Source organism: Brevibacterium renqingii, from assembly GCF_017808095.1.
Taxonomy (GTDB): domain Bacteria; phylum Actinomycetota; class Actinomycetes; order Actinomycetales; family Brevibacteriaceae; genus Brevibacterium; species Brevibacterium renqingii.
Window position 1 is genome coordinate 36,866 of sequence record NZ_JADBHG010000009.1, and the last position, 25,114, is coordinate 61,979.

At 65.7% G+C, this 25,114-nt stretch carries 22 protein-coding genes; 14 read left to right on the plus strand and 8 right to left on the minus strand.

From position 1 onward, the window contains the following. Positions 1–7 precede the first annotated feature (7 nt). From IIE29_RS14750 to IIE29_RS14765, 4 genes are all read left to right on the plus strand, one after another. Positions 8–736, plus strand: a complete 729-nt coding sequence (locus tag IIE29_RS14750; protein ID WP_209326063.1) for a hypothetical protein — start codon at positions 8–10, stop codon at positions 734–736. Positions 737–831: 95 nt separating this feature from the next. Then, on the plus strand, positions 832–2,064 hold the full coding sequence (locus IIE29_RS14755; protein ID WP_209326064.1) for an amidohydrolase: 1,233 nt from the start codon (positions 832–834) through the stop codon (positions 2,062–2,064). Positions 2,065–2,068: 4 nt separating this feature from the next. Next, on the plus strand, positions 2,069–3,502 hold the full coding sequence (locus IIE29_RS14760; protein WP_209326065.1) for an amidase: 1,434 nt from the start codon (positions 2,069–2,071) through the stop codon (positions 3,500–3,502). Between the two features lie 135 nt (positions 3,503–3,637). Next, positions 3,638–4,153, plus strand: coding sequence for a ferritin (locus IIE29_RS14765; protein ID WP_209326066.1), 516 nt, complete (start codon positions 3,638–3,640; stop codon positions 4,151–4,153). A gap of 136 nt (positions 4,154–4,289) precedes the next feature. On the opposite strand, the gene IIE29_RS14770 is transcribed toward IIE29_RS14765, so the two are convergent. Continuing rightward, on the minus strand, positions 4,290–5,222 hold the full coding sequence (locus IIE29_RS14770) for an AEC family transporter (RefSeq protein WP_209326067.1): 933 nt from the start codon (positions 5,220–5,222) through the stop codon (positions 4,290–4,292). A gap of 83 nt (positions 5,223–5,305) precedes the next feature. Between IIE29_RS14770 and IIE29_RS14775 the strand changes: the two genes are divergently transcribed. Beyond that, positions 5,306–5,770 (plus strand): Hsp20/alpha crystallin family protein, encoded by a 465-nt coding sequence (locus IIE29_RS14775; protein WP_209326068.1) that lies wholly within the window; start codon positions 5,306–5,308, stop codon positions 5,768–5,770. Between the two features lie 107 nt (positions 5,771–5,877). On the opposite strand, the gene IIE29_RS14780 is transcribed toward IIE29_RS14775, so the two are convergent. Continuing rightward, complete coding sequence (locus IIE29_RS14780) at positions 5,878–6,597, minus strand: class I SAM-dependent methyltransferase (RefSeq protein WP_209326069.1); 720 nt, start codon at positions 6,595–6,597, stop codon at positions 5,878–5,880. A 132-nt stretch (positions 6,598–6,729) separates the two neighbouring features. On the opposite strand from IIE29_RS14780, the gene IIE29_RS14785 reads away from it, so the two are divergent. Continuing rightward, positions 6,730–7,989: an aspartate aminotransferase type Ic gene (locus IIE29_RS14785; RefSeq protein ID WP_209326070.1), complete on the plus strand. Its 1,260-nt coding sequence runs from the start codon at positions 6,730–6,732 to the stop codon at positions 7,987–7,989. A 122-nt stretch (positions 7,990–8,111) separates the two neighbouring features. On the opposite strand, the gene IIE29_RS14790 is transcribed toward IIE29_RS14785, so the two are convergent. From IIE29_RS14790 to IIE29_RS14800, 3 genes are read right to left on the minus strand one after another with little or no spacing between them, the layout of a single operon-like run. Beyond that, the gene (locus tag IIE29_RS14790) at positions 8,112–8,966 is read right to left on the minus strand and encodes a 3-hydroxybutyryl-CoA dehydrogenase (protein WP_209326071.1); all 855 of its coding nucleotides are present in this window, start codon (positions 8,964–8,966) and stop codon (positions 8,112–8,114) included. Between the two features lie 35 nt (positions 8,967–9,001). Further along, the gene (locus IIE29_RS14795; RefSeq protein ID WP_209326072.1) at positions 9,002–9,508 is read right to left on the minus strand and encodes a peptide deformylase; all 507 of its coding nucleotides are present in this window, start codon (positions 9,506–9,508) and stop codon (positions 9,002–9,004) included. Continuing rightward, positions 9,501–12,902, minus strand: a complete 3,402-nt coding sequence (locus tag IIE29_RS14800) for a pyruvate carboxylase (RefSeq protein WP_209326073.1) — start codon at positions 12,900–12,902, stop codon at positions 9,501–9,503. The genes IIE29_RS14795 and IIE29_RS14800 overlap by 8 nt, the downstream gene beginning before the upstream one ends. A gap of 177 nt (positions 12,903–13,079) precedes the next feature. Here IIE29_RS14800 and IIE29_RS14805 point away from each other — a divergent pair, with 177 nt between their 5' ends. Continuing rightward, positions 13,080–13,922 carry a ParA family protein gene (locus IIE29_RS14805; protein ID WP_209326074.1) on the plus strand — a complete coding sequence of 281 codons (843 nt, stop codon included), beginning with the start codon at positions 13,080–13,082 and terminating at the stop codon, positions 13,920–13,922. 221 nt (positions 13,923–14,143) lie between these two features. Here the strand turns inward: IIE29_RS14805 and IIE29_RS14810 are convergent, their stop codons facing one another. Both IIE29_RS14810 and IIE29_RS14815 read right to left on the minus strand, forming a co-directional pair. Continuing rightward, positions 14,144–14,695 carry a MerR family transcriptional regulator gene (locus tag IIE29_RS14810; protein WP_209326148.1) on the minus strand — a complete coding sequence of 184 codons (552 nt, stop codon included), beginning with the start codon at positions 14,693–14,695 and terminating at the stop codon, positions 14,144–14,146. A 257-nt stretch (positions 14,696–14,952) separates the two neighbouring features. Then, positions 14,953–15,759, minus strand: coding sequence for a lysophospholipid acyltransferase family protein (locus tag IIE29_RS14815; RefSeq protein WP_209326075.1), 807 nt, complete (start codon positions 15,757–15,759; stop codon positions 14,953–14,955). Positions 15,760–15,864: 105 nt separating this feature from the next. Here IIE29_RS14815 and IIE29_RS14820 point away from each other — a divergent pair, with 105 nt between their 5' ends. Genes IIE29_RS14820 through IIE29_RS14830 form a run of 3 tightly spaced genes read left to right on the plus strand, consistent with a single transcriptional unit; the run spans position 15,865 to position 18,944 of the window. Beyond that, positions 15,865–16,656, plus strand: a complete 792-nt coding sequence (locus tag IIE29_RS14820) for an alpha/beta hydrolase (RefSeq protein ID WP_209326076.1) — start codon at positions 15,865–15,867, stop codon at positions 16,654–16,656. Positions 16,657–16,684: 28 nt separating this feature from the next. Further along, entirely contained in the window at positions 16,685–17,137 is a 453-nt protein-coding gene (locus IIE29_RS14825) for a hypothetical protein (RefSeq protein WP_209326077.1), read from the plus strand. A 49-nt stretch (positions 17,138–17,186) separates the two neighbouring features. Beyond that, the gene (locus IIE29_RS14830) at positions 17,187–18,944 is read left to right on the plus strand and encodes a DEDD exonuclease domain-containing protein (RefSeq protein ID WP_209326078.1); all 1,758 of its coding nucleotides are present in this window, start codon (positions 17,187–17,189) and stop codon (positions 18,942–18,944) included. Here the strand turns inward: IIE29_RS14830 and trpD are convergent. Continuing rightward, positions 18,912–20,033, minus strand: a complete 1,122-nt coding sequence (gene trpD, locus IIE29_RS14835; protein ID WP_209326079.1) for an anthranilate phosphoribosyltransferase — start codon at positions 20,031–20,033, stop codon at positions 18,912–18,914. The genes IIE29_RS14830 and trpD overlap by 33 nt on opposite strands. A 216-nt stretch (positions 20,034–20,249) precedes the next feature. Here trpD and ctaE point away from each other — a divergent pair, with 216 nt between their 5' ends. The 4 genes from ctaE to qcrB are packed head-to-tail and all read left to right on the plus strand — an operon-like array spanning position 20,250 to position 24,446. Continuing rightward, entirely contained in the window at positions 20,250–20,888 is a 639-nt protein-coding gene (ctaE, locus tag IIE29_RS14840) for an aa3-type cytochrome oxidase subunit III (RefSeq protein WP_436627487.1), read from the plus strand. A gap of 57 nt (positions 20,889–20,945) precedes the next feature. Beyond that, positions 20,946–21,731: a cytochrome bc1 complex diheme cytochrome c subunit gene (gene qcrC / locus IIE29_RS14845; protein ID WP_209326080.1), complete on the plus strand. Its 786-nt coding sequence runs from the start codon at positions 20,946–20,948 to the stop codon at positions 21,729–21,731. A 49-nt stretch (positions 21,732–21,780) separates the two neighbouring features. Beyond that, complete coding sequence (gene qcrA / locus IIE29_RS14850; RefSeq protein ID WP_209326081.1) at positions 21,781–22,824, plus strand: cytochrome bc1 complex Rieske iron-sulfur subunit; 1,044 nt, start codon at positions 21,781–21,783, stop codon at positions 22,822–22,824. Then, entirely contained in the window at positions 22,821–24,446 is a 1,626-nt protein-coding gene (qcrB, locus tag IIE29_RS14855; RefSeq protein WP_209326082.1) for a cytochrome bc1 complex cytochrome b subunit, read from the plus strand. Before qcrA ends, qcrB begins: the two co-directional genes overlap by 4 nt. The last annotated feature ends 668 nt before the right edge of the window (positions 24,447–25,114 follow it).

Below are 25,114 nucleotides of genomic sequence, written 5' to 3' on the forward strand. Positions count from 1 at the left end.
GACAGCCATGTCATCGATCATCACATCGCCCTCCCATGCGGCCTTCGAACGCACCACGACGAGGTGGGGCTCGATCACGCTGTTCATCGGATTCCTCATCGCCACCTCGGTGCCGTTCTATCTGCTCTTCGTCGCCGATGCGAACATCGACTTCGGTCAGATCCTCAAGGGATTCCTCGCCGTCTTCGCCGTCTACGGTGTGTTCTACATCGTCGAACCGCTCACCTACTTCCCAATTCTGGGGCCGGCCGGAATGTACCAGGCATTCATGATCGGCAACGTCTCGAACAAACTGCTGCCGTCGGCCATCGTCGCCCAGGATGCGATCGGAGCGAAGCCGGGCACCCGCAAGGGCGAATATGCGGCGACCATGGCCATCTGCGGCGCCGCCATCATCCACGTGGCCTCGATGGTCGTCTTCGTCGGGCTGCTGGGCACCTGGCTGGTCTCGCTCATCCCCGAGCCCGTCACTCTCGTGGCCAAGCTCTACATCCTCCCGGCCATCCTCGGCGGCGTCACCGTCCAGCTCATCGCCTCCCTCAGACAGGTCAAGTCGACGATCATCGCGCTCGGCCTCGCGGCGCTGGTCATCCTCGTGCTCATCCCGCTGGTGCCGGTGCTCGCTCCCGGCGACGTCGCCATCGTCGTCTTCCTCACCATCCTCATCACGTGGTTCACCCGCAACAAGGCCGTCACCGACAAGAAGGACGGCGGCGAGACCGTGGGAATCAACTGATCCATCCACACCGCGAACACTCCGACCGAAACCGCACCGGCCTGCGAGGATGACAGCAGACCGCAACACAACAGCCCCGAGGGAAAGGACCCCCGATGTCTCTCCGACCCGCACTGCGCGAGGCGATCACCGGCGATCTCGATCAGGTCGTCGCCGATTACACGCACTTCCACCGCACTCCCGAACTGTCGATGCAGGAGACGAACACAGCTGCGGAGATCCGCCGGCGCCTCGAAGCACTCGGCCTCGAACCCCATTCGTTCGGCGGCACCGGAGTCGTCGCGGTCATCGAGAACGGCGATGGCCCCGTCGTCGGCTATCGGGCCGACATCGACGGGCTGCCCATCGATGAGGCGACAGGACTCGACTACGCCTCCCGCGCCGAAGGCACCCTTCCCGACGGTACGACGACGAAGGTCATGCACGGCTGCGGACACGACACCCACATCACCGTCGGCCTCTATCTGGCCAAATACCTCGCCGAGCACAGGGACCTGTGGTCGGGCACGGCGGTCATGATCTTCCAGCCCGGTGAGGAGACCGGACAGGGAGCGCGCGCCATGCTCGACGACGGGCTCTGGGACCAGATCACCAGGCCCGAGGTGGTCTACGGTCAGCATGTGTGGCCGGGGCGGGCCGGCCATATCTATGTGACGAAGGGGACTGCGATGGCCATGTCCGACTGCCTCAGGGTCATCGTCAGGGGAAAGCAGGCACACGGTTCCCAGCCGGAGAACTCCGTCGACCCGATCGTCCTCGGCGCCTATATGATCACTCGTCTGCAATCCGTGGTCTCCCGTGAGATCTCCGGTCGCGATATGGCCGTCGTCACGGTCGGCACCTTCCACGGAGGACTCAAGGAGAACATCATCCCGGAGTCCGCGGAGTTCACGCTCAACATCCGCACCTTCACCGAGGAGGTCCGCGAGGTCGTCCTCGACCGCGTCCGCCGCATCATCCTCGCCGAGGCGACGGCCTCGGGTGCGCCCGAACCGGCGATCGAGGAGATGTACCGATTCCCCCGCTGCTACAACGATCCCGATGAGACCGAGAGCTTCGTCGCCGCGGCACGAGCTGAGATCGGTGAGGACAATCTTCGCTTCCAGCAGCCGGCGACCGGCAGCGAGGACTTCGGGGCCTTCGGCGATGAGATCGGTGTGCCCTATGTCTACTGGTTCTTCGGCGCCTATACACCGGAGAAGTTCGACGGCGCCGAACCTCCTGCGGGCAACCACTCCCCCGAGTTCGCTCCCGATGACGTCGAGACCACTCTGGCGACGGGCATCCGCACCGGCTTGTCCGCGATGCTGAGCAAGCTCGGGAAGTGACAGGATGAGTGAGGAACTGCTCTGGTGCTCGACTCGGGAGCTCGCGGCCCGGATCGCTGCCAAGGAGATCTCCGCCCGCGAGGCGCTGCAGGCCCACCTCGATCGCATCGATGCGGTCAACCCCGTGCTCAACGCCGTCGTCACCCGTGACGACGAGGCCGCTTTCGTCCGCGCCGAGGCGGCAGACGCGGCATCGGCCCGCGGGGAGAGCTTCGGTCCCCTGCACGGTGTGCCGATGACGCACAAGGACACGCACGACACAGCCGGGATGCGCACGACCTGGGGATCACCCCTCATGGCAGATCGCGTGCCCGAGACCGACTCGCTCATCATCGCCCGTCTCAAGCAGGCCGGGATCACGACGACGGGCAAGACGAATGTGCCCGAATTCGCCGCGGGCTCGCATACCTTCAACGAGGTGTTCGGCACGACTGTGAACCCCTTCGATCCGACGAAGTCGGCCTCGGGATCCTCCGGCGGGGTCGGCGCCGCGCTCGCGGCGGGCATCCAGGCCTCCGGGGACGGTTCGGACATGGGTGGTTCGCTGCGCTCCCCCGCCTCCTTCAACAATGTCGTCGGATTCCGGCCCAGCAACGGTCGCATCCCGCACACGCCGCCGGCGGATCCCTACGCCTGGCTCGCGCAGAGCGGGTTCATGGCTCGCACCGTCTCCGATGTCGCACTGCTGATGAGCGTCGCCTCGGGGCCGGAACCCTCGGCACCCGCCTCGCTGCCCGAACCGGGAAGCGTGTTCGACCTCCCGGAGTTCGGTCTCGAAAAGCAGGTCTCCCCTGATCTGAGCGGGGTCAGGATCGGGTTCAGTCCCGACCTCGACGGTCTGCTTCCGATCGAGGACGAGGTGGCGAGCATCGTCGGCAGCACCGCTGAGGTCTTCTCCGGACTCGGCGCTCGCGTCGACGGCGCGATTCCGGATCTCAGCGATGCCGACGAGGTCTTCGGCGTCCGCCGCGCACTCGATTTCGTGGGGTCCTGGGGCGGCCTCTACGAGGCTCACCCCGACCGGATCAAGGACTCGGTAGTGTGGAACATCCGCATGGGGCTGGGGCTCACCGGCGCCGAGGTCGCGTCGGCCGAGGCGGCGCGGGCGCGCCTGCATTCGGAGGTCGACCGATTCTTCGCAGACCACGACGCGCTCGTGCTCACGACCTGTCAGGTACTGCCCTTCGACGCGGGGATCGAATACCCCACGGAGATCAACGGGGTGCGGCTGGAGAACTATCTCGACTGGATGCGCGCCCTGTGCCTGATCTCTGCCACCGGGTGTCCGGCGATCTCGGTCCCGGCGGGCTTCTCCGACTCCGGGCTTCCGGTCGGTGTGCAGATCGTTTCCCGACCGGGTGCCGACGTCGAGCTGCTGCGCATCGCCCATGCCTTCGAGTCTGCCACCGGGCACCATGGTCGGCACCCGCGCCTCTGAGGACGGAAGAGCAGGTTTGGCAAACCTGCGCGGAGTTTGCCGAGCCTTTCCACACTGGAATCGTTCTAGAAAAGGTGCCACGATATTGTCTAAGCAGGCGGAATGGATCCGTCTCGAAACGCAAAGGAGTAACAGATGCACCTGAGCCCCGCCATGCAGAAGGTCCTCAACGAGCAGGTCACCCTCGAACTCGAGGCCTCGCTGGTCTACCTGCAGCTGTCGATTCAGCTCGACGATCTCGACCTGCCCGGAATGACGCGTTGGATGCGCGCGCAGTCCGAGGAGGAGCAGGTACACGCCGCGAAGTTCACACAGCACTGCCTCGATCGCGATTTCGCCCCGCAGATCGGCGATATCGCCGCACCGAAGGTCTCCGGTTCGCAGCCGATCGACTTCTTCAAGGCCGCACTGGCTCATGAGGAGAAGGTCTCCGAATCCATCCGCAACCTCTACCGCACCGCGCAGTCCGAGGCCGACCTCGATGTTCTGCCGCTGCTGCACTGGTTCATCGACGAGCAGGTCGAGGAGGAGTCGAGCATCTCCGAGATCATCGGCCGCCTCGAGCGCGTCGGCGACGACGGCTCCGGCGTGCTGCGCATCGATGCCGAACTCGGTTCGCGTCATCCCGATATCAGCGCCGACAGCGAGTGATCCCAGCTCCTCTCATCTGAGTCGCGCGCACATCGAATGCGTGCGGCAGCCTGACGGCGTGTGAAGCAGCGGCCGGTCCCAAGGGGGCCGGCCGCTGTGCGTCTCATGCCGCCTGCCTGCCGGGGCCCGGGCGGGCTCAGCCGAGGACGGCCTGGGAGATGAGCAGCACGGGCGGCAGCGTGAGGAGCATGGCCACGGTCTGTCCCGCGATGAGGGCGGCCATGAGCTTCGCGTCGCCGCCGAGCTGCCGGGCCATGACATAGCCGGAGCTCGCCGTCGCGATCGACTGGAAGATCATGCCGACCAGAGCCGGCACGGCTGGGACGTCGAAGGCCAGCAGGGTCAGCAGCGTCAGACCGGGCAGCACGAGCAGTCTGGTCACGGTCGAGACGATCATCGCGCGCGCCTGCTCGCCGAAGGAGAACGGGCGCAGCCCCGCCCCGACGCAGAGGAGGCCGATCGGCAGCGAAGCCGCCGCCAGAGGATCGAGGACAGTGGCGGCAGGCGACGGCAGACCCAGCCCAGTGACATTGGCCGCTCCCCCGGCAGCGCAGCCGAGGACCAGCGGATTCGTGATGATCGCTCGGAACAGGGCGATGAGCGAACTCGGGCCGGTGCGCAGGAATTCGAAGCCGAGGCTCGAGACGACGTTGACCGGGGGCACGAGGACCGCGGCCACGATCGCGGCCACGGCCGAACCCTCGGAGCCGAACAGACCTGCGGCCAGGGACAGACCGATATACGTGTTGAACCGGATGCCGCCCTGGAGCACCGAAGTGAAGCCGGGCAGATCGCCGGCGATGACCCGGCGAGCCAGGACGATGACGACGGACACGATCACCGTGGGGATGATCAGCGCCGCTGCCAAGCGCACAAGCGGAACGTGGGCCACGTCCACCTCGGCGACGGAGGTGAAGAGGAGGACGGGCAGCAGGCAGTAGTACGCGAGCTTCTCCGCACCGGACCAGAATTCCTCACTGCCGAAGCCCGGCAGCCGCCTGAGCACGAAGCCGAAGGCGATGAGCACCGTGACGGGGAGGAGGGCGAGAAGCACCGGTGACAGACTCACAGAACTGAGAGTTTCATGAGTTCGGAATCATTTCAAAGTTGAGTGTGTTTGACTCAATATAGGAACCGAGCGAAAGGAAGCACATGGCTACACGATTCGACCCCATCCGTGATCTCGATCGATTCTTCTCCGAGGTCACTCGCACACCGAATTCGACGACCCTGCCCATGGACCTCTACCGCGACGGCGAGGTCTTCATCGCACGCATCGACATGCCCGGCGTCGACCCGAGCAGCATCGATGTCGATGTCGAGGACCGCACCCTCACCGTGCGTGCGCGGCGTGAATCCGAGGTCGCGGACAAGGACGTGAAGTGGCTGACCAGGGAGCGCACGAACGGCACCTACGCCCGCCAGCTGACCCTCGGCAATCGGGTTGCTCTGGACAGGATCCGTGCCGACTACAGCGATGGCGTCCTGACTCTGACGATCCCCGTCGCAGAGGAGGCGCGTCCTCGCAAGATCACTGTGTCCCACACCTCGTCCGACCGCAACGCAGACGTCGTCGAGTCGACATCGACAGATGAGGCCCGGGGCGCCGAAGGCTGACCCGGCCTCACAACGCACGACTGCACAGGGCCGCACCCATATCGGGTGCGGCCCTGCGTGTGTGGTTGGCTTCAGGCACCTGCACCCGGTGCGGAAGGAGGGAATGCTCAGGTGCGTTCGAGCAGATACGCCAGACACATGTACGGCAGCTCGATCGCACCGGTGACCGGGTGCTCGTCACGGAAGTACTCCCGCAGATTCGTCTCGACTCGCGCCCGGGTCGTCTCGTTCGACCGCAGCCAGTACGAGCGCGTGCGGGCGAGGTCGACGATCCCGTCGACGCCGATCGGAGTGGTGAACTCGACGAGGCTGCGGTCCGTCAGCCGCAGCCCCTCTCCCGGCTGCGGCCGGTACTGGGGGCGGTAGACGTCTCCGGCGTGCATGATCCTGCTCAGCCGCAGCACCCAGTCGATGCGCACGTCGAGTTGGTTGATGAGGATGAGCAGTCTGCCGCCGGGCCGGAGGATGCGGCAGATCTCGGTCGCAGCGGCCTCCTCGTCGAACCAGTGCCAGGCCTGGGCGACGGTGACGAGATCGAAATCGGCCGAGGCCAGACCGGTGTCCTCGGCGGTCCCGATCCGACTCGGCGCCGAGTTGCGCTCGAGCACTGCGGGATCGGGATCGACGGCGACGACATCGCAGCCGCGTCCGATCAGTGTGCGACTGAGGATTCCGGTTCCCGCTCCGAGATCGCACACCCGCAGTCCCTGCCAGTCCGGGCCCGCCAGGTCGAGTGCGGCCGTGGGATACCCCGGCCGGACCTCGTCGTAGACAGCGGCTTGGGCGCCGAAGCCACGCCCGTGGGACGCCTGTGCGCGCGGTCTCATCTCGTTCCTGTCCTCCACTTCCCCAGCTGCCCCGCCCGCCGGCGGACGATCAGGCACCACTCTAACGTCGGCGGTGTCCGGTGAGTCGATAGGATGGGACCAACGGCCCGACCCCAGCTCGAAGGAGCCAGCATGTCCTCACCGTCCGATCTTCAAGCACGCCTGGATGAGGCGTCCGCCGTTTACGAGGAGTTCGCCTCGCGCGGTCTCAAGCTCGACATCACCCGCGGCAAGCCCTCGCCGGAGCAGCTCGACCTCTCCGCCGAACTGCTCACCGCCGTCTCAGGCGATGACGTGTACACACCCAGCGGGGTCGACACCCGCAACTACGGGGGGATCGAAGGAATCATCGAACTGAGGGAGATCTTCGCTCCGCTGCTCAAGGTCCCGACCGCTCAGCTGCTGGCCGGCGGAAACGCCTCGCTGACGTTCATGGCCCAGGCGCTGACCTTCGCGCTCCTGCACGGCACCGCGGTCGACGACCGCCCCTGGGGCCGAGGTCCGCACAAGCTCCTGTGTCCGGTGCCCGGCTACGATCGGCACTTCACCCTGGCCGAGTCGCTCGGCTTCGAACTGCTGAGCATCCCCATGGACGAGCAGGGCCCGAACGTCGCCGAGGCGCAGCGCCTGGCCGAGGACCCCGCCGTGAAGGGCATGTGGCTGGTGCCGATGTATTCGAACCCGACGGGCATCACCATCACCGCCGAGCGCGCACGAGAGTTGGCGGCGATGCCCGCGGCCTCAGCAGACTTCACCCTGCTGTGGGACAACGCCTATGCGCTGCACCATCTGCGCGAAGACCATCCGGACAACCTCGACATCCTCTCGCTGTGCGCCGAAGCCGGTCACCCCGAACGGGCGTGGATCTTCGCCTCCACCTCGAAGGTCACTCATGCCGGTGCCGGCGTCTCCTTCTTCGGGGCAGGCCCGGCGACGGTCGACTGGATGATCTCGAACCTCGGCAAGATCGCGATCGGACCGGACAAGATCAACCAGCTGCGTCACCAGCGCTTCTTCTCCGACGCTGCCGGAGTCGAGGCGCATATGCGCAAGCATGCCGAGATCATCGCACCGAAGTTCGAAGCGGTGCTGCGCGCACTGGAGGACGGTCTCGGACACGACGGCCTCGCGCGGTGGACACGTCCCGAGGGCGGTTACTTCATCACCCTGACGACCATGGAAGGCATCGCCGACCGTGTCGTCAAGCTCGCCGCCGAGGCCGGCGTGAAGCTCACCCCGGCCGGGGCGACACACCCCTACGGTCTGGACCCGAGCAACAGCGTCATCCGCATCGCCCCGACGATGCCGAGCCTCGACGAGGTGGAACTGGCGGCTCAGGGCCTCGTCGCCTGCGTCAGGCTCGCCAGCTTCGAGAAGCTCATGGCCGGCTGACGGACACCGACGGAAAAGGGGGCCGCCGGCGAACTCAACGGTTCGCCGGCGGCCCCCTTTTCGACCGCTGACGGGCTCGTGTGCCCGCAGCTCAGTGACGGTGGTTTCGGTCCTGCCCGAAGTCAGTAGTCGTAGAAGCCGCGGCCCGATTTCACGCCGAGCAGACCGGCGTCGACCATGCGCGAGAGGAGAACGGGCGGTTTGGTCGCCAGATCACCGGTCTCGTCGTACATGCTCTGGGCCGCATAGAGGCAGGTGTCGAGCCCGACGAGGTCGGCGAGTCTGATCGGACCCATCGGATGCGCGCAGCCTCCCACCATTCCCGCGTCGATGTCCTCCTTCGTGGCGAAGCCGGACTCGAGCATTCTGATGGCGCTGCACAGGTACGGGATGAGCAGGGCGTTGACGATGAAGCCGGGCCGGTCCTGGGCCTGGATCGGATTCTTGCCGAGCACATCGGCGACGAACGAGGTCACGGTGTCCCGGACCTCGTCAGCGGTGAGCACGGAGGACACGATCTCGACGAGCGGCTGCACGGGAGCCGGGTTGAAGAAGTGGACTCCGAGCACCCGCTCGGGCCGGGAGGTCGACTGCGCGAACCGAACGATCGGCATCGACGAGGTGTTCGAGGCGAGGATCGCCTCGGGGTCGGTGACGACCTCGTCGAGTTCGGCGAAGATCGACTTCTTGATCTCCTCGTTCTCGCTGGCGGCTTCGATGACGAGCTGGCGGTCGGCCAGATCGCCAATGTCCGTGGTGAACCGCAGGTTCGCCAGTGCGGCTTCGCGGGCGGATTCGTCGAGCTTGCCCTTCTCGACGGCCCGCCCCAGCGACTTCTCGATCCGGGCCTTCCCGGCGGCGGAGGCCTCCTCGTTGATCTCGCGGACGATCACTTCGAGTCCGGATTTCGCCAGCACCTCGGCGATTCCGGCTCCCATGAGTCCGCTGCCGATGACGGCGGTGCGTTGAATGCTCATAAGCTTCTCCTTCATTGGTCTGGATGAGTCGGTGTTCAGGCCATGCGGGCGAGGAACCAGTCGCTCGACCGGATGGCCTTCATCGCTTCACGGCGACGCTCCTTCGGCAGGGTCTGGACATAGACCTGCCCGTCGAGGTGGGCCACCTCGTGCTGGAGCATCTGGGCGAAGACCTCGGTGCCCTCGATCTCGATCGGTTCATTCTTCGCATCCACTCCGCGCACTCGGGCGAACTCGTAGCGCGGAGTGGGGAAGAACAGTCCGGGGACGGACAGGCAGCCCTCTTCGATGTCACGCAGCCGCCCGCCGACTTCGACGATCTCGGGGTTGATGACATAGCCGGTGCGGCCATCGAGGTCGTAGCCGAAGGCCCGCAGCCCGACCCCGATCTGCGGGGCGGCCACCGCAGCGCGGCCTTCCGGCCGGGAGCTGTCGACGAGGTCGGCGGCCAGAGCCTCGACGGTGTCATCGAACACCGTCACCGGATCGCAGACGCTGCGCAGCACGGGGTCGCCCCAGAGGCGGATCTCTCTCTCAGGCATCGACGACTGCGACGAGATCGCCGCCCTCGAGCTGCTGAACGTCGGCAATGGCCACCCGCGAGACCGTTCCCGCGGTCTGCGTGGTGATCGTCGCTTCCATCTTCATGGCCTCGATCGTTGCGATCGTGTCCCCCGCCGCCACCTGATCGCCCTCGTGGACCTGCATCGTGACGACTCCGGCGAACGGGCTGCCGACATGGCCGGCGTTGTTCGGATCGGCCTTCTCGGCGGTCTTGACTTCGCTTTCGACAGAGCGGTCGCGCACCTGCAGGGGACGCAGCTGTCCGTTGAGGGTGAACATGACCGAGCGCATTCCGCGCTCGTCGGTGCCGCCGACTGCCTGGACACCGATGAGCAGGTTCTTGCCCTTGGAGATCTCGACCGCGTGCTCTTCGCCCGCGGTGAGGCCGTAGAGGTACTCGGAGGTCTCGACCACGGACAGATCGCCGTAGTTCTCCCGCATCTGTTCGAACTCCTTGGTCGGTCCGGGGAACAGCAGCTGGTTGAGCTTGTCCTTGCGTTCCCGGCCCGGCTCCTCGAGAGCGGCGGCATCATCGGCTTCGAGGTGCTCGACCAGCGGCTTGTGAGCGCGACCGGCCAGCGCCTTCGTCCGGAAGGGCTCCGGCCATCCGCCCGGCGGATCACCGAGGTCGCCGCTGAGGAATCCGATCACCGAGTCCGGGATGTCGAACTTCTCGGGGTTCTCCGCGAACTCCTCCGGCGAGACTCCCGCACCGACGAGGTGGAGAGCGAGATCGCCGACGACCTTCGACGACGGGGTGACCTTGACCAGATGCCCGAGGATCGAGTCGGCGGCCGCGTACATCTTCTCGATGTCCTCGAACCTCTCCCCCAGGCCCAGCGCCACTGCCTGCTGGCGCAGGTTCGACAGCTGTCCACCCGGGATCTCGTGCCGGTAGACCCGCCCCGTGGGTCCGGCCAGCCCGGACTCGAAGGGGGCGTAGACCTTGCGTACGGATTCCCAGTACGGTTCGAGGTCGCTGACGGCGTCGAGGCTGATGCCCGTATCCCGGTCGGTGTTCTCGAAGGCCGCGACGAGGGCGGAGAGGCTGGGCTGGCTGGTGGTGCCGGCCATGGCCGCCGAGGCAGCGTCGACGGCGTCGGCACCGGCACCTGCGGCTGCGTACAGCGTCGCGAGCTGTCCGCCGGCGGTGTCGTGGGTGTGCACGTGGACGGGCAGGTCGAAGTTCTCCCGCAGCGCGGTCACGAGCTTCGCCGTCGCGGCGGGACGCAGCAGTCCGGCCATGTCCTTGATGGCGAGCACATGGGCGCCGGCGGAGACGATCTGCTCGGCGAGCCGCAGGTAGTAGTCGAGGGTGTAGAGCTCCTCACGCGGATCGAGGATGTCCGAGGTGTAGCACAGGGCCACCTCGGCGAGTGCGGAATCCGTTCCACGCACGGCTTCGATGGCCGGACGCATCTGCTCGACGTCGTTGAGGGCGTCGAAGATGCGGAAGATGTCGATGCCGGTGCGTGCGGCCTCGTCGACGAAGGCGTCGGTGACCTCGGTCGGGTACGGGGTGTATCCGACGGTGTTGCGTCCGCGCAGCAGCATCTGCAGGTTGATGTTGGGCACCGCCGACCGCAGTGCCTCGAGGCGTTCCCAGGGATCCTCGCCGAGGAAGCGCAGGGCCACGTCATAGGTGGCTCCGCCCCACGCCTCGATGCTCAGCAGCTCTGGTGTCATCCGGGACACGTGACCGGCCACGGCCAGCAGGTCGCGGGTGCGCACGCGGGTGGCCAGGAGTGACTGGTGGGCATCACGGAAAGTCGTATCGGTCACGGCCAGCGCGGTCTGCTCGCGCAGCGACCGGGCGAACCCCTCAGGACCGAGGTCGAGGAGCCGGTCACGGCTGCCCGAGGCCGGAGCGGCGGAGAGGTCGATGTCCGGGAGCTTGTCCGTCGGACGGATGCGCAGGCCCGGTTCGCCGTGGGGCCGGTTGACCGTGACATCGGCGAGGTAGTCGAGCAGCTTCGATCCGCGATCGGCGCTGACGCGGGCGTCGAGCAGATGCGGGCGCTCCTCGATGAATGCCGTCGACAGATCACCGACGACGAAGGAGGGGTCGTCGAGGACGGCCTGGAGGAAGCCGATGTTCGACGAGACGCCGCGGATCCGGAATTCGGCGAGTGCGCGCTTCGCCCGGCCCACAGCCTGCGCGAAGTCACGTCCCCGGCAGGAGAGCTTGACGAGCATCGAGTCGAAGTGCGGGCTGACCGCGGCGCCGGCGTGGACGGTGCCGCCGTCGAGACGGACACCGGCACCGCCTGCGGAGCGGTAGGCGGTGATGGTGCCGGTATCGGGTCGGAACGAGTTCGCCGGGTCCTCTGTGGTGATGCGGCACTGCAGAGCCGCACCCTTGATGCGCATGTCCTCCTGGCGCAGCCCGATCTCCTCGAGCGTCTCGCCCGAGGCGATGCGCATCTGCGAGGCGACGAGATCGATGTCGGTGATCTCCTCGGTCACGGTGTGTTCGACCTGGATGCGCGGGTTCATCTCGATGAAGACATGCTTGCCGGCCCTGGGGCCTTCGGTCTCGAGGAGGAACTCCACGGTTCCGGCGTTCTGGTAACCCAGCGCCTGCGCGAACTTCAGGGCGTCCGTGTGCAGTGCCTCGGCGATCGCCGGATCGAGATCCGGTGCCGGGGCGATCTCGACGACCTTCTGGTGGCGACGCTGCACGGAGCAGTCGCGTTCGAACAGGTGGATGGCGTTCGAGTCGTTGTCGGCCAGGACCTGGACCTCGATGTGACGAGGACGCTGCACAGCCTGTTCGATGAACACCGTCGGGTCGCCGAAGGCACCCTCGGCCTCGCGCATGGCGGCCTTGAGCGCGTCCTCGAGATCCGAGGCCTGCGCGACGCGGCGCATCCCGCGCCCGCCGCCGCCGGCGACGGCCTTGACGAAGAGCGGATACTCCATCGACTCGGCATCGGCGAGCAGCTGTGCGATATCGGCCGAGGGCCGAGTGGAGTCGAGGACCGGGATGCCGGCATTGCGGGCCGCGGCCAGTGCCTGGACCTTGTTGCCGGCGAGTTCGAGCACGTCGGCCTTCGGGCCGACGAAGGTGATCCCCGCTTCAGCGCAGGCGCGGGCCAGATCCGGGTTCTCGGACAGGAAGCCGTAACCGGGGTAGATCGCATCTGCGCCGCTCTCCTTCGCGACGCGCAGCATCTCCTCGACGCTGAGGTAGGCACGGACGGGGTGCCCCTCCTCGCCGATCATATAGGCCTCATCGGCCTTCATGCGGTGCTCGGAGTTGCGGTCTTCGTAAGGGAAGACCGCAACGGTGGAGGCTCCGAGCTCATAAGCGGCACGGAACGCGCGAACGGCGATCTCTCCGCGATTGGCCACAAGAACTTTGGAGAACATAGGTGTCTCTCACTTCTGTAACGGCCGCACTGGGGCGACTGGTCGACAAGCTGTCGGGAACATACTCTACTCAGTGACCTGCGCCACCTCTGCGACCGGGGGTCCACTCACTATTGAGACATGGGTCTCGGCGTGGTCGGGACGGCCTCGCCGGGCCCGATACGTTACCGTAGGAGGGTGCTTGTCCTAAGTATCAGCAGCCTCAAAGGCGGAGTCGGTAAGACGTCCGTGACGCTCGGTCTGGCCTCGGCGGCCTACAACAGGGGAATTCCGACCCTGGTCGTCGACATGGACCCACAGGCGGACTCGTCGACCGGCCTCGATGTGCCGACCTCGACGCGGGTCGACATCGCCGATGTTCTCGCTGCTCCGAAGTCCCAGAAGATCCTGTCCGAGGCGATCATCCCGTCCGGGTGGGTCGGCGACAGACTCGGCCATCTCGACGTGATCTCCGGTTCGCCTCGTGCTGCGGAGTTCGACCGCCCCTCGCTGTCCGAGCGCTACCTGCGCCGGCTCGAGGACGCCCTGAGCCGAATCGCGAAGGGGTATCGCCTCGTCCTCATCGACTGTCCCCCGAGCCTCAATGGGCTCACTCGCACGGCCTGGTCGGCGAGCAACAGAGTCGCTGTGGTCACCGAACCGAGCCTCTTCTCCGTGGCCGCGGCCGATCGAGCCCTCCGCGCCGCCGATGAGCTCAGGCAGCGCGGGGCCAGCGACCTGCAGCCGCTGGGTCTGGTCGTCAACCGAGTCCGCGCGGGATCGACGGAGCATGACTATCGCATCCAGGAGATGCGCGAGATGTTCGGCCCGCTCGTGCTCAACCCGCCTTTGGCCGAGCGTGCAGTGATGCAGCAGGCCCAGGGCTCGGCTCGTCCGATCCACTCCTGGCCGGGCAAACCGGCTGAGGAGGTGGCAGGGTCATTCGATTCGCTCCTCGAACGGGCGCTGCGTTCGGAGAACATCCGCAGCCGGCGCGGTGGGGATGCGAAGTCGAACCAGGCGAAGCCTGAGAAGAAGTAGCCTCTCCCCCAGCACAGTTATGCGACTGCCGCCCTGACCCTCGGTTCGGGCGGCAGCTTCATGTTCAGGCGGCGGAACCCGAGCGCGAATCCCGGTGGGTCCGCGGGAACCGTGGTCATCGGGAGCCATCCGGAATCCGGCGCCCGCAGTCAACAGCGAAGGCGGCCCGTCCAGTGGACGGACCGCCTCGGCGATTCAGATTGTGGAGAGCCGCGCTGGAATCAGCCGCTCTTGCGGGCGCGACGGGCGGCGAGCTCGTCCATCGCTTCGATGGCCGCACCGTCTTCCGGCAGCCGTTCGCTCGGAAGTTCGGACAGGGTGCCTTCGACCTCGTTCCAGACGCGGCCGACGGCGATGCCGAATACACCCTGGCCCCCCTGGAGGAGGTCGACGACCTCGTCCGGCGACGTGCACTCGAAGACGCTGGCCCCATCGGACATGAGGGTGATCTGGGAGAGATCATCGACGCCCCGGGAGCGCAGGTGCTCGACCGCGGTGCGAATCGACTGCAGCCCGACACCGGTGTCGAGGAGCCGCTTGACGATCTTGAGGACGAGGATGTCGCGGAAGCTGTAGAGACGCTGGCTGCCGGAACCGGTCGCGTTCCTGATCGACGGGGTCACCAGGTCGGTGCGCGCCCAGTAATCGAGACGACGATAGCTGATGCCGACGACCTTGCACACGGTGGGACCGCGGTAGCCGGCCTCTTCGTCGAGAACGGGCAGATCATCATCGAACAGCAGCCCTTGGGCCGCTGCCGGCATCGACGTCATGTCGACGCTTTCGTGACTTGAGCGGTTCACACCGACTCCTCCTTAAAGTCCCTGGGGGAAGCGAAGGTCGCTTGGAAGGACCGAGAACACAGTCATTCTAGCCCTCTTCCCAGCGAACCTACAGTGGGATTCAACAACTCCAAGCTATTCTGCCGGTCCGGTCAGGACAAACACCTGAAGGTAACGATTTCTGCGTGTCGCCGTTACCGCAGTATTCGAACATGTCATGCAGCCGTCGTGAGGCCGTGGCGAGAGGCTCACTCGGCCGGTGCCGCCGGCCCGTCGTCCTCTCTGCCCGACGTCGTCGCGGCTCCGGTGCCCTTCGACTTCCTCGTCGAATCCCGGGCGGCGTCCCCGACGCTGTCCGTTTTCTTCGGCTTCGCACTGGTCAGCAGCTTGGTCTTGACCGTCGAGGCATAGGTGTCGACGTACTCCTGCCCGGACAGCCGCATGATCTCGTACATGATCTCATCGGTGACAGATCGCAGCAGGAAGCGGTCGGTGGGCAGGCCGGCGTACTTCGAGAAGTCCATCGGAGAACCGAAGACGACGCCGACTCGGCGCAGCTTGGGCACCAGCCGGCCGGCGGGCTGGAGTTTGTCGGTGCCGATGATGGCCACGGGGATGACCGGCGCCTCGGACTCGAGGACCAGCCGTGCGATTCCCGTCCGGCCCCGATAGAGTTTGCCGTCGGGCGATCGGGTGCCCTCGGGGTAGATGCCCAGGCAATTGCCCTCGCCGAGCACTTTCAGCCCCGATTCGAGCGAGGCCCGCGAGCCCGATCCGCCGCCTCGGTCCATGGGCAGCTGGTTGTTGAGTTTGAAGAACCAGCGGGTGACCGCGCCCTTGATCCCACGGCCGGTGAAATAGTCCTTCTTCGCGAGGTAGACCACCGGGCGGGGCGCGAGCAGCGGGACGAAGATCGAGTCCATGAAGTGATTGTGGTTTCCCGCGATGATCGCCGGGCCCTCCGACGGAAGGTTGTCCAGGCCGCGCACCCAGGGACGGAACAGGATCCGCAGGATGGGTCCGGCGAGGACTCGCTTGAGAAACCAGTAGAACACGCGCACCCTTCCATGTACGACTCCTTGTCGTCCTCGGCAATCATATATCGACACGAAGCATGAACGGCCACGCCAGGGACAAGTCGTTCGTGCCATCCTGGGGGCATGGAGATCGATTTCACCCTGCGGTCGGATCCGACGGCCGCCTTCCGCAGCCTCGACGCCCGCTCCTCGACTGCGGTCCTCTTCCTGCACGGGATCACCGGGTCCCCCGTCGTCTGGGTGCCCATCGCGCGGGCGGTCGCGGCCGAAGGAGTCGATGTCAGTGTGCCGCTGCTGCCCGGGCACGGCACCACCTGGCAGGAGATGGTCCCGACCGGTTGGGCGGATTGGCTCGGTGAGGCGCGTACGGAGCTGGGTCGGCTGCAGGCCGATCACGACCGGGTCGTCGTCGCGGGTCTGTCGATGGGCGGGGCCTTGGCCTTGGCCCTGGGCGCGACCGCGGCCGCGCCCGATGGGCTCGTCGTGGTCAATCCTGCGCTCCACATCGACTCGCCCTTCGCCCCGCTTCTGCCCGTGCTCCGCAGAGTGGTGCGGACGATTCCGTCGATCGGAGGCGACATCGCTCATCCGGATCGCGACGAATACGCCTACCCGCGGACGCCGCTCGCACCGCTGGCTTCCTTCCACCAGGCGCTGCGGATCCTGCGTGAGGATCTGTGGAAGGTCGAGTGCCCGGTCACCGCGATGGTCTCCGGGGAGGACAATGTGGTCGGGCCGCGGACGCTGCGCAGTCTGCGCTCGAATCTGCCGCACCCGCCGCACATCGTCGCTCTGCGTCGGTCGCGCCACGTGGCCACTCTCGACTTCGACGCACCTCTGATCGCCGAGGCGGTTCTGTCCAGCGCACGAGCCGGTGCCGGCGGTGCCTCCCGAGTCGCCGGGGACGGGGAATAGCCTCGGGGCGAGAATTGCTGTGACGGATATGAACGACGAAGAGCCCCCTGCGACTCCCGGTGACGAAGACGGTGAGGACTGGCGGCAGGACGTGCCCGATTCCGAACGGATCGGCAAGGACCGTTCTCGCATCAGCGACGAGGAATGGGAGGCCCTCGTCGAGCAGATCGCCGAACCCTCGGCGGTGATGGGCGAGATGCCCGTCGAGGATGTCCGTGAGGCGCTCGATGACTCCGAGCACTGGCACCCAGGTCCCGCCGAACCGATCGGATGGCGTACGGCCTCGCCCACACTCGTGCTCTCATGGGCGGCCGCCCTCGGCGCGGTCCTGCTCCTGCTCGTCGGCATCATCTTCTTCCGGCCGCTGCCCGGCTGGTATCTGCTCATCGGCCTCGCCGTTGGGGTCGGCGGAGCGGTGGGCCTGTTCTTCCATCTGCCTCAGCACCGTTCCTCCGACGACGGCGACGGGTCCTCCGTGTGATCGAGGTGCCCGCCCATCCATGTCACCACCGGGTGACACACTTGGGTTCATGACCGCCCCATTCGACCGCGCTCCCAGCGTCCTGCAGAACACGCAGCTGTCCTTCGACAGCCTCGGCACTCCCCTGTCGGAGGTCACCTTCGTCGTCGTCGACCTCGAGACCACGGGCACCCGCGCCGGTCAGTCGGAGATCACGGAGATCGGCGCGGTCAAGACGCGCGGCGGGGAGGTCGTGGGGGAATTCCAATCCCTGGTCAAACCCGAACAGTCCGTCATCAGCCCCTTCGTCGCGTGCCTGACCGGGATCACGCACGCGATGGTCGACGACGCGCCGTCGATCAGGTCGGTGCTGCCGAGCTTCCTCGAGTTCTCCATCGGCGCGGTTCTCGTCGCTCACAACGCTCCGTTCGACATCGGATTCCTCCGCTCGGCCTGCGAGCGGCTCGACTACCACTGGCCGGCCCCCACGATCCTCGACACCGTCACGCTGGCCCGCCGGGTCATCGGCCGCGACGAAGTGCGCAATCACAAGCTGTCGACGCTCGCTGCGCATTTCGGCACCGAGGTCACCCCCGATCACCGCGCCCTGTCCGACGCCCGGGCGACAGGAGAGCTGCTCCACCATCTGTTCGAACGCTTCGGCGGCTACGGCGTGACGACTCTGGAGGAGCTGTCGACGGTGCGCCAGTCCGGCTGGGCCAAACGACAGGCGAAATCCCATCTGGCCAAGGGGGTGCCCGCCGAGCCCGGCGTCTACATGTTCCTCGACGGCACGCGCCGTGTCCTCTACATCGGCAAGTCGGGCAATATGGCTCGGCGTGTGCGCGGCTACTTCAACGCCTCGGAGAACCGGGGCAGGATGGCCGAGATGATCACTGCGGCGCAGGAGGTCAGCTGCCTGCCCTGTGCGCACGCGCTGGAAGCCGAGGTCCGTGAGATCCGCCTGATCGGGGAACTCGCCCCGCCCTACAACCGCCGGTCGAAGAATCCGGAGCGGAATTCCTGGATCGTGCTCAGTGACGAACTCTTCCCCCGACTGTCGGTGGTCCGCTCGAATTCCGCGCTCGAACGCTCGCCCGCCCCACCCTTGGGGCCGTTCCGGTCCCGTAAGAGTGCCCAGACGGTCAAGGAGCTCCTCGACACGCTCTATCCGGTGAAGAGGTGCACGACGAACGTGACGAAGCGCAGCCTCAGCACGCACCGGCCATGCGTCAGCTCACAGGTCGGCCAGTGCGGCGGCCCCTGCGCGGGAGTCACCGACGCCGATGACTACCGCACGAGCATCGGCGAACTCTTCGCCGTCCTCGCCGGAGACCTCTCCACCCTGCACCGGCTGGGTGCCGAACGCATGCAGAGGCTGGCGAGCGAATCCCGCTACGAGACGGCTGCAGAGGTCCGCGACGCCCTGCGGGCAGCCGTCTCCACTGCCGCGCGCGCAGAGGAGGTGTCCGCGCTGCGCCGGGTGCCGGAACTCGCGGCAGCCGCCCCCGGATTCGATTCGGGATGGGATCTCGTCGTCATCCGTCACGGCAGGCTCGCCGGAGCGAGCCATGTGTCCGCTCGCCGGGGCGTGGCCGAGGCTCTCACCGCTCTGCAGTCGACTGCAGAGTGGGTCCCGTCTCCTGGACCGCTGCCGCAGGACACCGATTCGCTGCCCGAGGAGACCTGCCTCTTGGCGGCGTGGCTGTCCACGGCCGAATTGGTCTCCGCAGGATCGCCGGACGACCCCGGCTGGTCACTGCCGACCACGGGAGCGAACTCGCATGCGCGGGCCTCAGGAGCGGTTCGTCTCGGCGACCCGGTGTGAGACCTCGATGAGCTGATCGAGCTTCGCGGCTCCGAGGCCGTCGTCGATGGTCTCGATGGCTGTTCGGAGTTTCGCCGCCAACCGTTCGGTGAAGCTGCCGACCGCGGATTCGTCCGCTGCCACCAGGGCCGCCGCCGCATTGATCGCGACGATATCGCGCACAGGCGAGCGGTGCCCGTCGAGGACGGCCCGGGTGATCGCGGCGTTCTCCTCCGGACCTCCGCCCCGCAGATCCTCCTTCGTCACTCGCTCGATCCCCAGGTCGAGAGCATCGAAGGTTGTGTGCTCGATCTCTCCGTGCCGGACCTCCCAGACGTCGTTGACCGCGGTGTTGCTCAGCTCATCGAGCCCGTCACGGGAGCGGAAGACGACCGCTTGGTGTCCGCGCTTGGCCAAGGTGCCGACTACCAAGGGAGCCATCTGGGCGTCCGCGACTCCGATCGCCGTGTGCCGGGCCCGCGCCGGATTCGTCAGGGGCCCGAGGATGTTGAACGCAGTGGGCACATTGATCTGACGACGCACGGCAGCGACGAACTGCATCGAGGGGTGGAAGACATTGGCGAAGCAGAACGCCAGCCCGACCTCCTTGGCGATCTGCCCGGTCTGCTCGGGAGTGATGTCGAATCTCACGCCTAGCGCCTCGAGCACATCGGCCGAGCCCGACGCCGAAGAGGTCGCCCGGTTGCCGTGCTTGACTACTCGCTGCCCCGTGGCGGAGATGATCATTGCCGCGGTCGACGAGATGTTCGCAGTCTTCGCCCGGTCGCCGCCCGTGCCGACGATGTCGACGGAGTCGGCGAGACCGGGCAGGGGCACGGCATGGTCCATCATCGCGGAGACGAGCCCGGCGATCTCCTCGACGGTCTCCCCTTTCGTATGGTGTGCGGCGAGAAATGCGGCCATTGTCACATCCGGGGTCTTGCCCGACATGATCTGATCCATCGCCCATGCCGCCTGCTCCCCGTCGAGATCCTGCTGGTGCATGAGCGCCATGAGCAGATCCGGCCAGTTGTGAGTGGCTGCCTGGACCTCGCTGCGGGCCTCGCCGGCATGGGCTGCCGAGGTGGTCAGGGGCGTGGAATCGGTCATCCGTATGAACTCTCGCTAGGCTTCGCAGCCGCCCCTCGACATGGGGGCGGACCTTACCTGCGGCATCCTATCCTGTGTTCGACACGCGGGCGGAAGGGAGTTCCGGATCGAGATTCCGGCACCAGTTCGCGGATTTCGCTACATCGTGTAGAAATTTCTTTCCCGAAACCTGGGTAAAAGATGAAAACTCACCCCCAGACGGGTAATAATGGGGTTGTGTCAACTGCCACTGCATCTCAAACAGCGCCAGCGCATCCGGTTGTCAATCGTCCGAATGTGACCACGGTGGGCTTCATCGTGTTCCTCGCGAGCGACCTGATGTTCTTTGCCGCGCTCTTCGCCATGTACTTCACCATTCGGTCCGTTGTGCCGGAGCTGTGGGAGGCGAGGACCCAGATCCTCGACATCCCCTATGCCCTCGGTAACACGTTGATCCTGGTGTCGTCTTCGTTCACCTGCCAGATCGGTGTGTTCGCAGCCGAACGGTTCCGCCCACGGCGGACCGGTTCCCTGTTCAACATCGCCAAATGGGGAATGGTCGAGTGGTTCTACCTCACCTTCCTCCTCGGCGCGGTCTTCGTCTCGGGCCAGGTCATGGAGTACGCGACCCTCGTCAGCGAGGGAATCGCCATCAACTCCGACGGCTACGGTTCCGTCTTCTACCTGACGACAGGGTTCCACGGCATCCACGTGACCATCGGACTCATCTGCTTCCTGCTCGTCATCGGACGTGCTTACGGAGCAAAGAAGTTCGGCCATCACGAAGCCACATTCGCAATCTGCGTGTCCTACTACTGGCACTTCGTCGATGTCGTCTGGATCGGTCTGTTCGGCGTCATCTACCTGCTTCAGTAGCCGGCCTGAGATGCTCGGCCCCCAGGACTTACAACACTTCAAGCAAAGGACGATCAAGTGAAGCTTCTAGCAGATCGCCGCAGACATCCCATGGCTCTGGTTGCGCTTCTTCTCGTGGCACTGCTGCTGACAGGCGGAGCCTACGCACTCTTCACACAGACATCGAGCGCCAAGGCGGACACGGCCAGCGCCTCGGACATCGAAGAGGGCAAGAAGCTCTTCGCGGCCAACTGCGCCACCTGCCACGGCCTCAACGCCGAAGGCTCGAAGGCCGGTCCCGGCCTCATCGGCGTCGGCGCCGCCGCAGTTGACTTCCAGGTCGGCACCGGACGCATGCCCCTGCAGGCCAACGGCCCGCAGGCACGTGTCAAGGAACCTCAGTTCGATGAGGAGCAGACCTCTCAGCTCGCCGCCTACGTCGCTTCACTCGGTCCCGGACCTGCTGTGCCCGAAGACGAGTACCTCGACGCGTCGAAGGGCGATCCCGCCGCTGGCGGCGGCCTGTTCCGCACCAACTGCGCCATGTGTCACAACGTGGTCGGCTCCGGTGGTGCCCTGACCCGCGGCAAGTACGCACCGAACCTCTCCGAGGTCTCGGAGAAGCACCTCTACGAAGCGATGCAGACCGGCCCGCAGAACATGCCGATCTTCAACGATGCGAACCTGACTCCCGACGATAAGCGCGACGTCATCGCCTACGTCAAGGAAGTTTCGGAGAACCCCTCGCCCGGCGGATTCAAGCTCGGATCGCTGGGACCAGTGGCAGAGGGTCTGTTCATCTGGTTCTTCGGACTGGCAGCCGTCATCGGTATGACAGTGTGGCTGTCATCCAGGTCGAAGTGAGTCCGGCAGTGTCGTTCATCATCCATCACGAGAATAGACGGGGAATTCAATGACCTCGAAAGAGCACTCCGGCGGCGGCAGCCAGCTCGAGGAGTTGAACGGGTTCGTCAACCCAGGCCTGCCTGAGCACAAGCCACGCCTGTCCGACGCGGATCCGCGTGCGGAGAAGGTCGCCGAACGTCAGGTTGCGGCCTGGTTCGTCCTGTCGATGATCGGAACCATCTGGTTCATCATCGCCTACTTCCTGTTCACTCCCGGCGAGTCGATGCAGAGCATCCGCCTCCACAACATGTTCGTCGGCCTCGGTGCCGCTGTTGCGATGTTCTCCATCGGCTTCGGCGCCGTGCTGTGGGCGAAGAACCTCATGAGCGATCACGAGGGCATCGACGAACGCCATGACATCGCCGGCAGCGAAGAGGACCAGGCGATCGCCCTGGAGATCCTCCATCAGGCGAAGGAGGAGTCGGGCATCGCCCGACGTCCGCTGCTGCGCAACACGCTCATCGCTGCTCTGGCCATCGCTCCCCTGCCGGCTGTCCTCGTCTTCCGGGACCTCGGACCCCTGCCGGGCGACAAGATGTTCAACACGCTGTGGGAGAAGGGCACACGCCTCATCCGTGACCCGGGCGGCATCCCCTCGGTCGACTCAGAGCGGCCGATCAAGGCTGAGGAAGTCACGATCGGCTCCGCTTACCACGTTCTGCCCTCGGGCATCGGCGATCGTGAAGCAAGCGAGCACCCGATCAACGAGAAGGCCAAGGCCGCCGTGCTGCTCATGCGCATCAATCCGAATGAGCTCAAGGAGGATCCGGACCGCAAGAGCTGGTCGCACGACGGAATCGTCGCCTACTCCAAGATCTGCACCCACGTCGGATGCCCGGTGGCTCTGTACGAGCACCAGACCCACCATCTGCTGTGCCCGTGCCACCAGTCGACCTTCGACGTGACCGAACACTGCAAGGTCATCTTCGGCCCGGCCAAACGACCGCTTCCCCAGCTGCCCATCTCCGTGGACAGCGAAGGCTATCTGGTTGCCCAGTCGGACTTCCCTGAGCCTGTCGGACCTACGTTCTGGGAGATCAACCACCCATGAGTACTACACAGCCAACCACCACCATCGGGAAGGCAGCGAACTTCGCTGAAACCCGCGTCGGGGCATCGGTCCTCGTCCGCGAGTTCGGTCGCAAGATCTTCCCCTCCCACTGGTCCTTCATGCTCGGTGAGGTCGCTCTCTACAGCTTCATCATCGTTGTTCTGTCGGGAACGTTCCTCACGTTCTTCTTCCAGCCCGCCATGGGCGAGATGCACTACGAAGGTCCTTGGCTGCCGCTGCGCGGCGTCGAGATCTCCGAGGCCTACAACTCGACTCTGGCGATCTCCCTCGAGATTCGCGGCGGTCTGTTCATTCGCCAGATGCACCACTGGGGCGCACTCCTGTTCGTCGCAGCGCTGAGCGTGCACATGCTGCGTGTGTTCTTCACCGGAGCGTTCCGTCGCCCCCGCGAACTCAACTGGGTCGTCGGTGTGCTGCTCGTCATCATGGGCATGGCCGCCGGTTTCACCGGCTACTCGCTGCCTGATGACCTGCTCTCCGGCAACGGTCTGCGCATCATCGACGGCATCCTCAAATCGCTGCCCCTGGTCGGCACCTACATCTCGTTCTTCCTCTTCGGTGGGGAATTCCCCGGGATCGACATCGTGGCACGTCTGTACACCCTGCACATCATGATCGTGCCGGCGCTGCTCATCGCGCTCATCGGCATCCACCTGATGTTCGTGGTCGTACACAAGCACACCCAGTACCCGGGAGCCGGAAACACAGAGAAGAACGTCGTCGGCGAGCCCGTCCTGCCGACGTTCGCGGCCAAGGGCGGAGGATTCTTCTTCCTCATCTTCGGTCTCCTCTCGCTGATCTCGGCTCTGTTCACGATCAACCCGATCTGGAACTACGGTCCCTACGACCCGTCCCCGGTCTCCGCCGGCACCCAGCCGGACTGGTACATCGGATGGGCCGACGGATTCCTCCGCATCGTGCCGGGCTGGTTCGAGTTCTACATCTTCGGATGGCCCATCTCGTTCAACATCAACAGCGCTGTCATCGTCATGGGCGGTGTCTTCGCGGTGATGTTCATCTATCCGTTCTTCGAGTCGTGGCTGCTCAAGGACAATCGTGAGCACCACATCCTCGATCGCCCCCGCAACAACCCGACGCGGACCGCCATCGGCGTCGCAGGGATCATCTTCTACTGCAACATGTGGGCGGCCGCCTCGGGCGATATCGTCGCGGTCTTCTTCCAGATGTCGCTCAACGATATGATCTACATCTTCCGCACCGTGTTCTTCCTGGGACCGATCCTCGGATACATCATCACCAAGCGCATGTGCATCGCTCTGCAGCGCAAGGATCGTGAGATCGCACTGCACGGGCGGGAGACAGCACACATCATCCGTCTCCCCCATGGTGAGTTCCTCGAACGCCACGAGGCTCTGCCGCCGCACAAGCTGTGGAAGATCACCGCGTTCGAATCGCCGGAATACATCCCGGCGCAGCCGAACGCCGAAGGCAAGGTGACGAAGATGGAGAAGCTTCGTGCACGCCTTTCGCGGTTCTTCTTCGAGGATCGTGTGGCACCGGTGACGAAGCAGGAACTCGAGGCTTCCCACCACGAGCACGATACCGTCGAGGGCTCGAGCCACCAGCAGCTCGGTCACTGACCGGCAGCAGTCCTCAGACGCGAGGGGTCCAGCAGATTGTCTGCTGGGCCCCTCGCGCATTCACTGCCCTACAAGACTGGCACTTCTGCGTCGGGTTCGGCAGCCGCTTCGAGAGGCGAATCCTGCCGCCTGCACACGCGCACCCGAGTGAACTCTGCACAGAACCCTCTGACCTGCATCGGGCCCGACTATTCGCGTGCGAGCCTGCACTCTTGCTCTTTCGACCGGGCGCACTGCAACTTCGGCTCACGCTGTTCCCACTTCCTGGCGCCTCACGAGCTCTCGCGAGCTTCAGTGAGGTGATTCTGCCACCATGTCCATGACAGCCCCCGGGACACCGTTCGTCGACCGTGCACTCTTCTCGGCTGGTTCTGGCTGCCACACAAACGCTCCCTCCTGACGTTCCTCGACGAGTGGACGGGTCGCCCGACCCCGAGTTGGTACGAAACAACGACACCGGCGCCCGGGGGACACCCCGAGCTCGCCGCTCAATAGCCGTCAAGCCGCGCTGCTGCGCCGGTCGCGCTTCTGCCCGGAGAGTCGTCGCACCCAGACCCATGAAACAAGCCCCTGACGCCGCCTAGAGTCGTCGCACAGGTCAAAAAGCCGGCGTAGTGCCGCTATGACCTCATGACCGGTCCCGGCTTCGATGGAGTGTCAACGGCCAG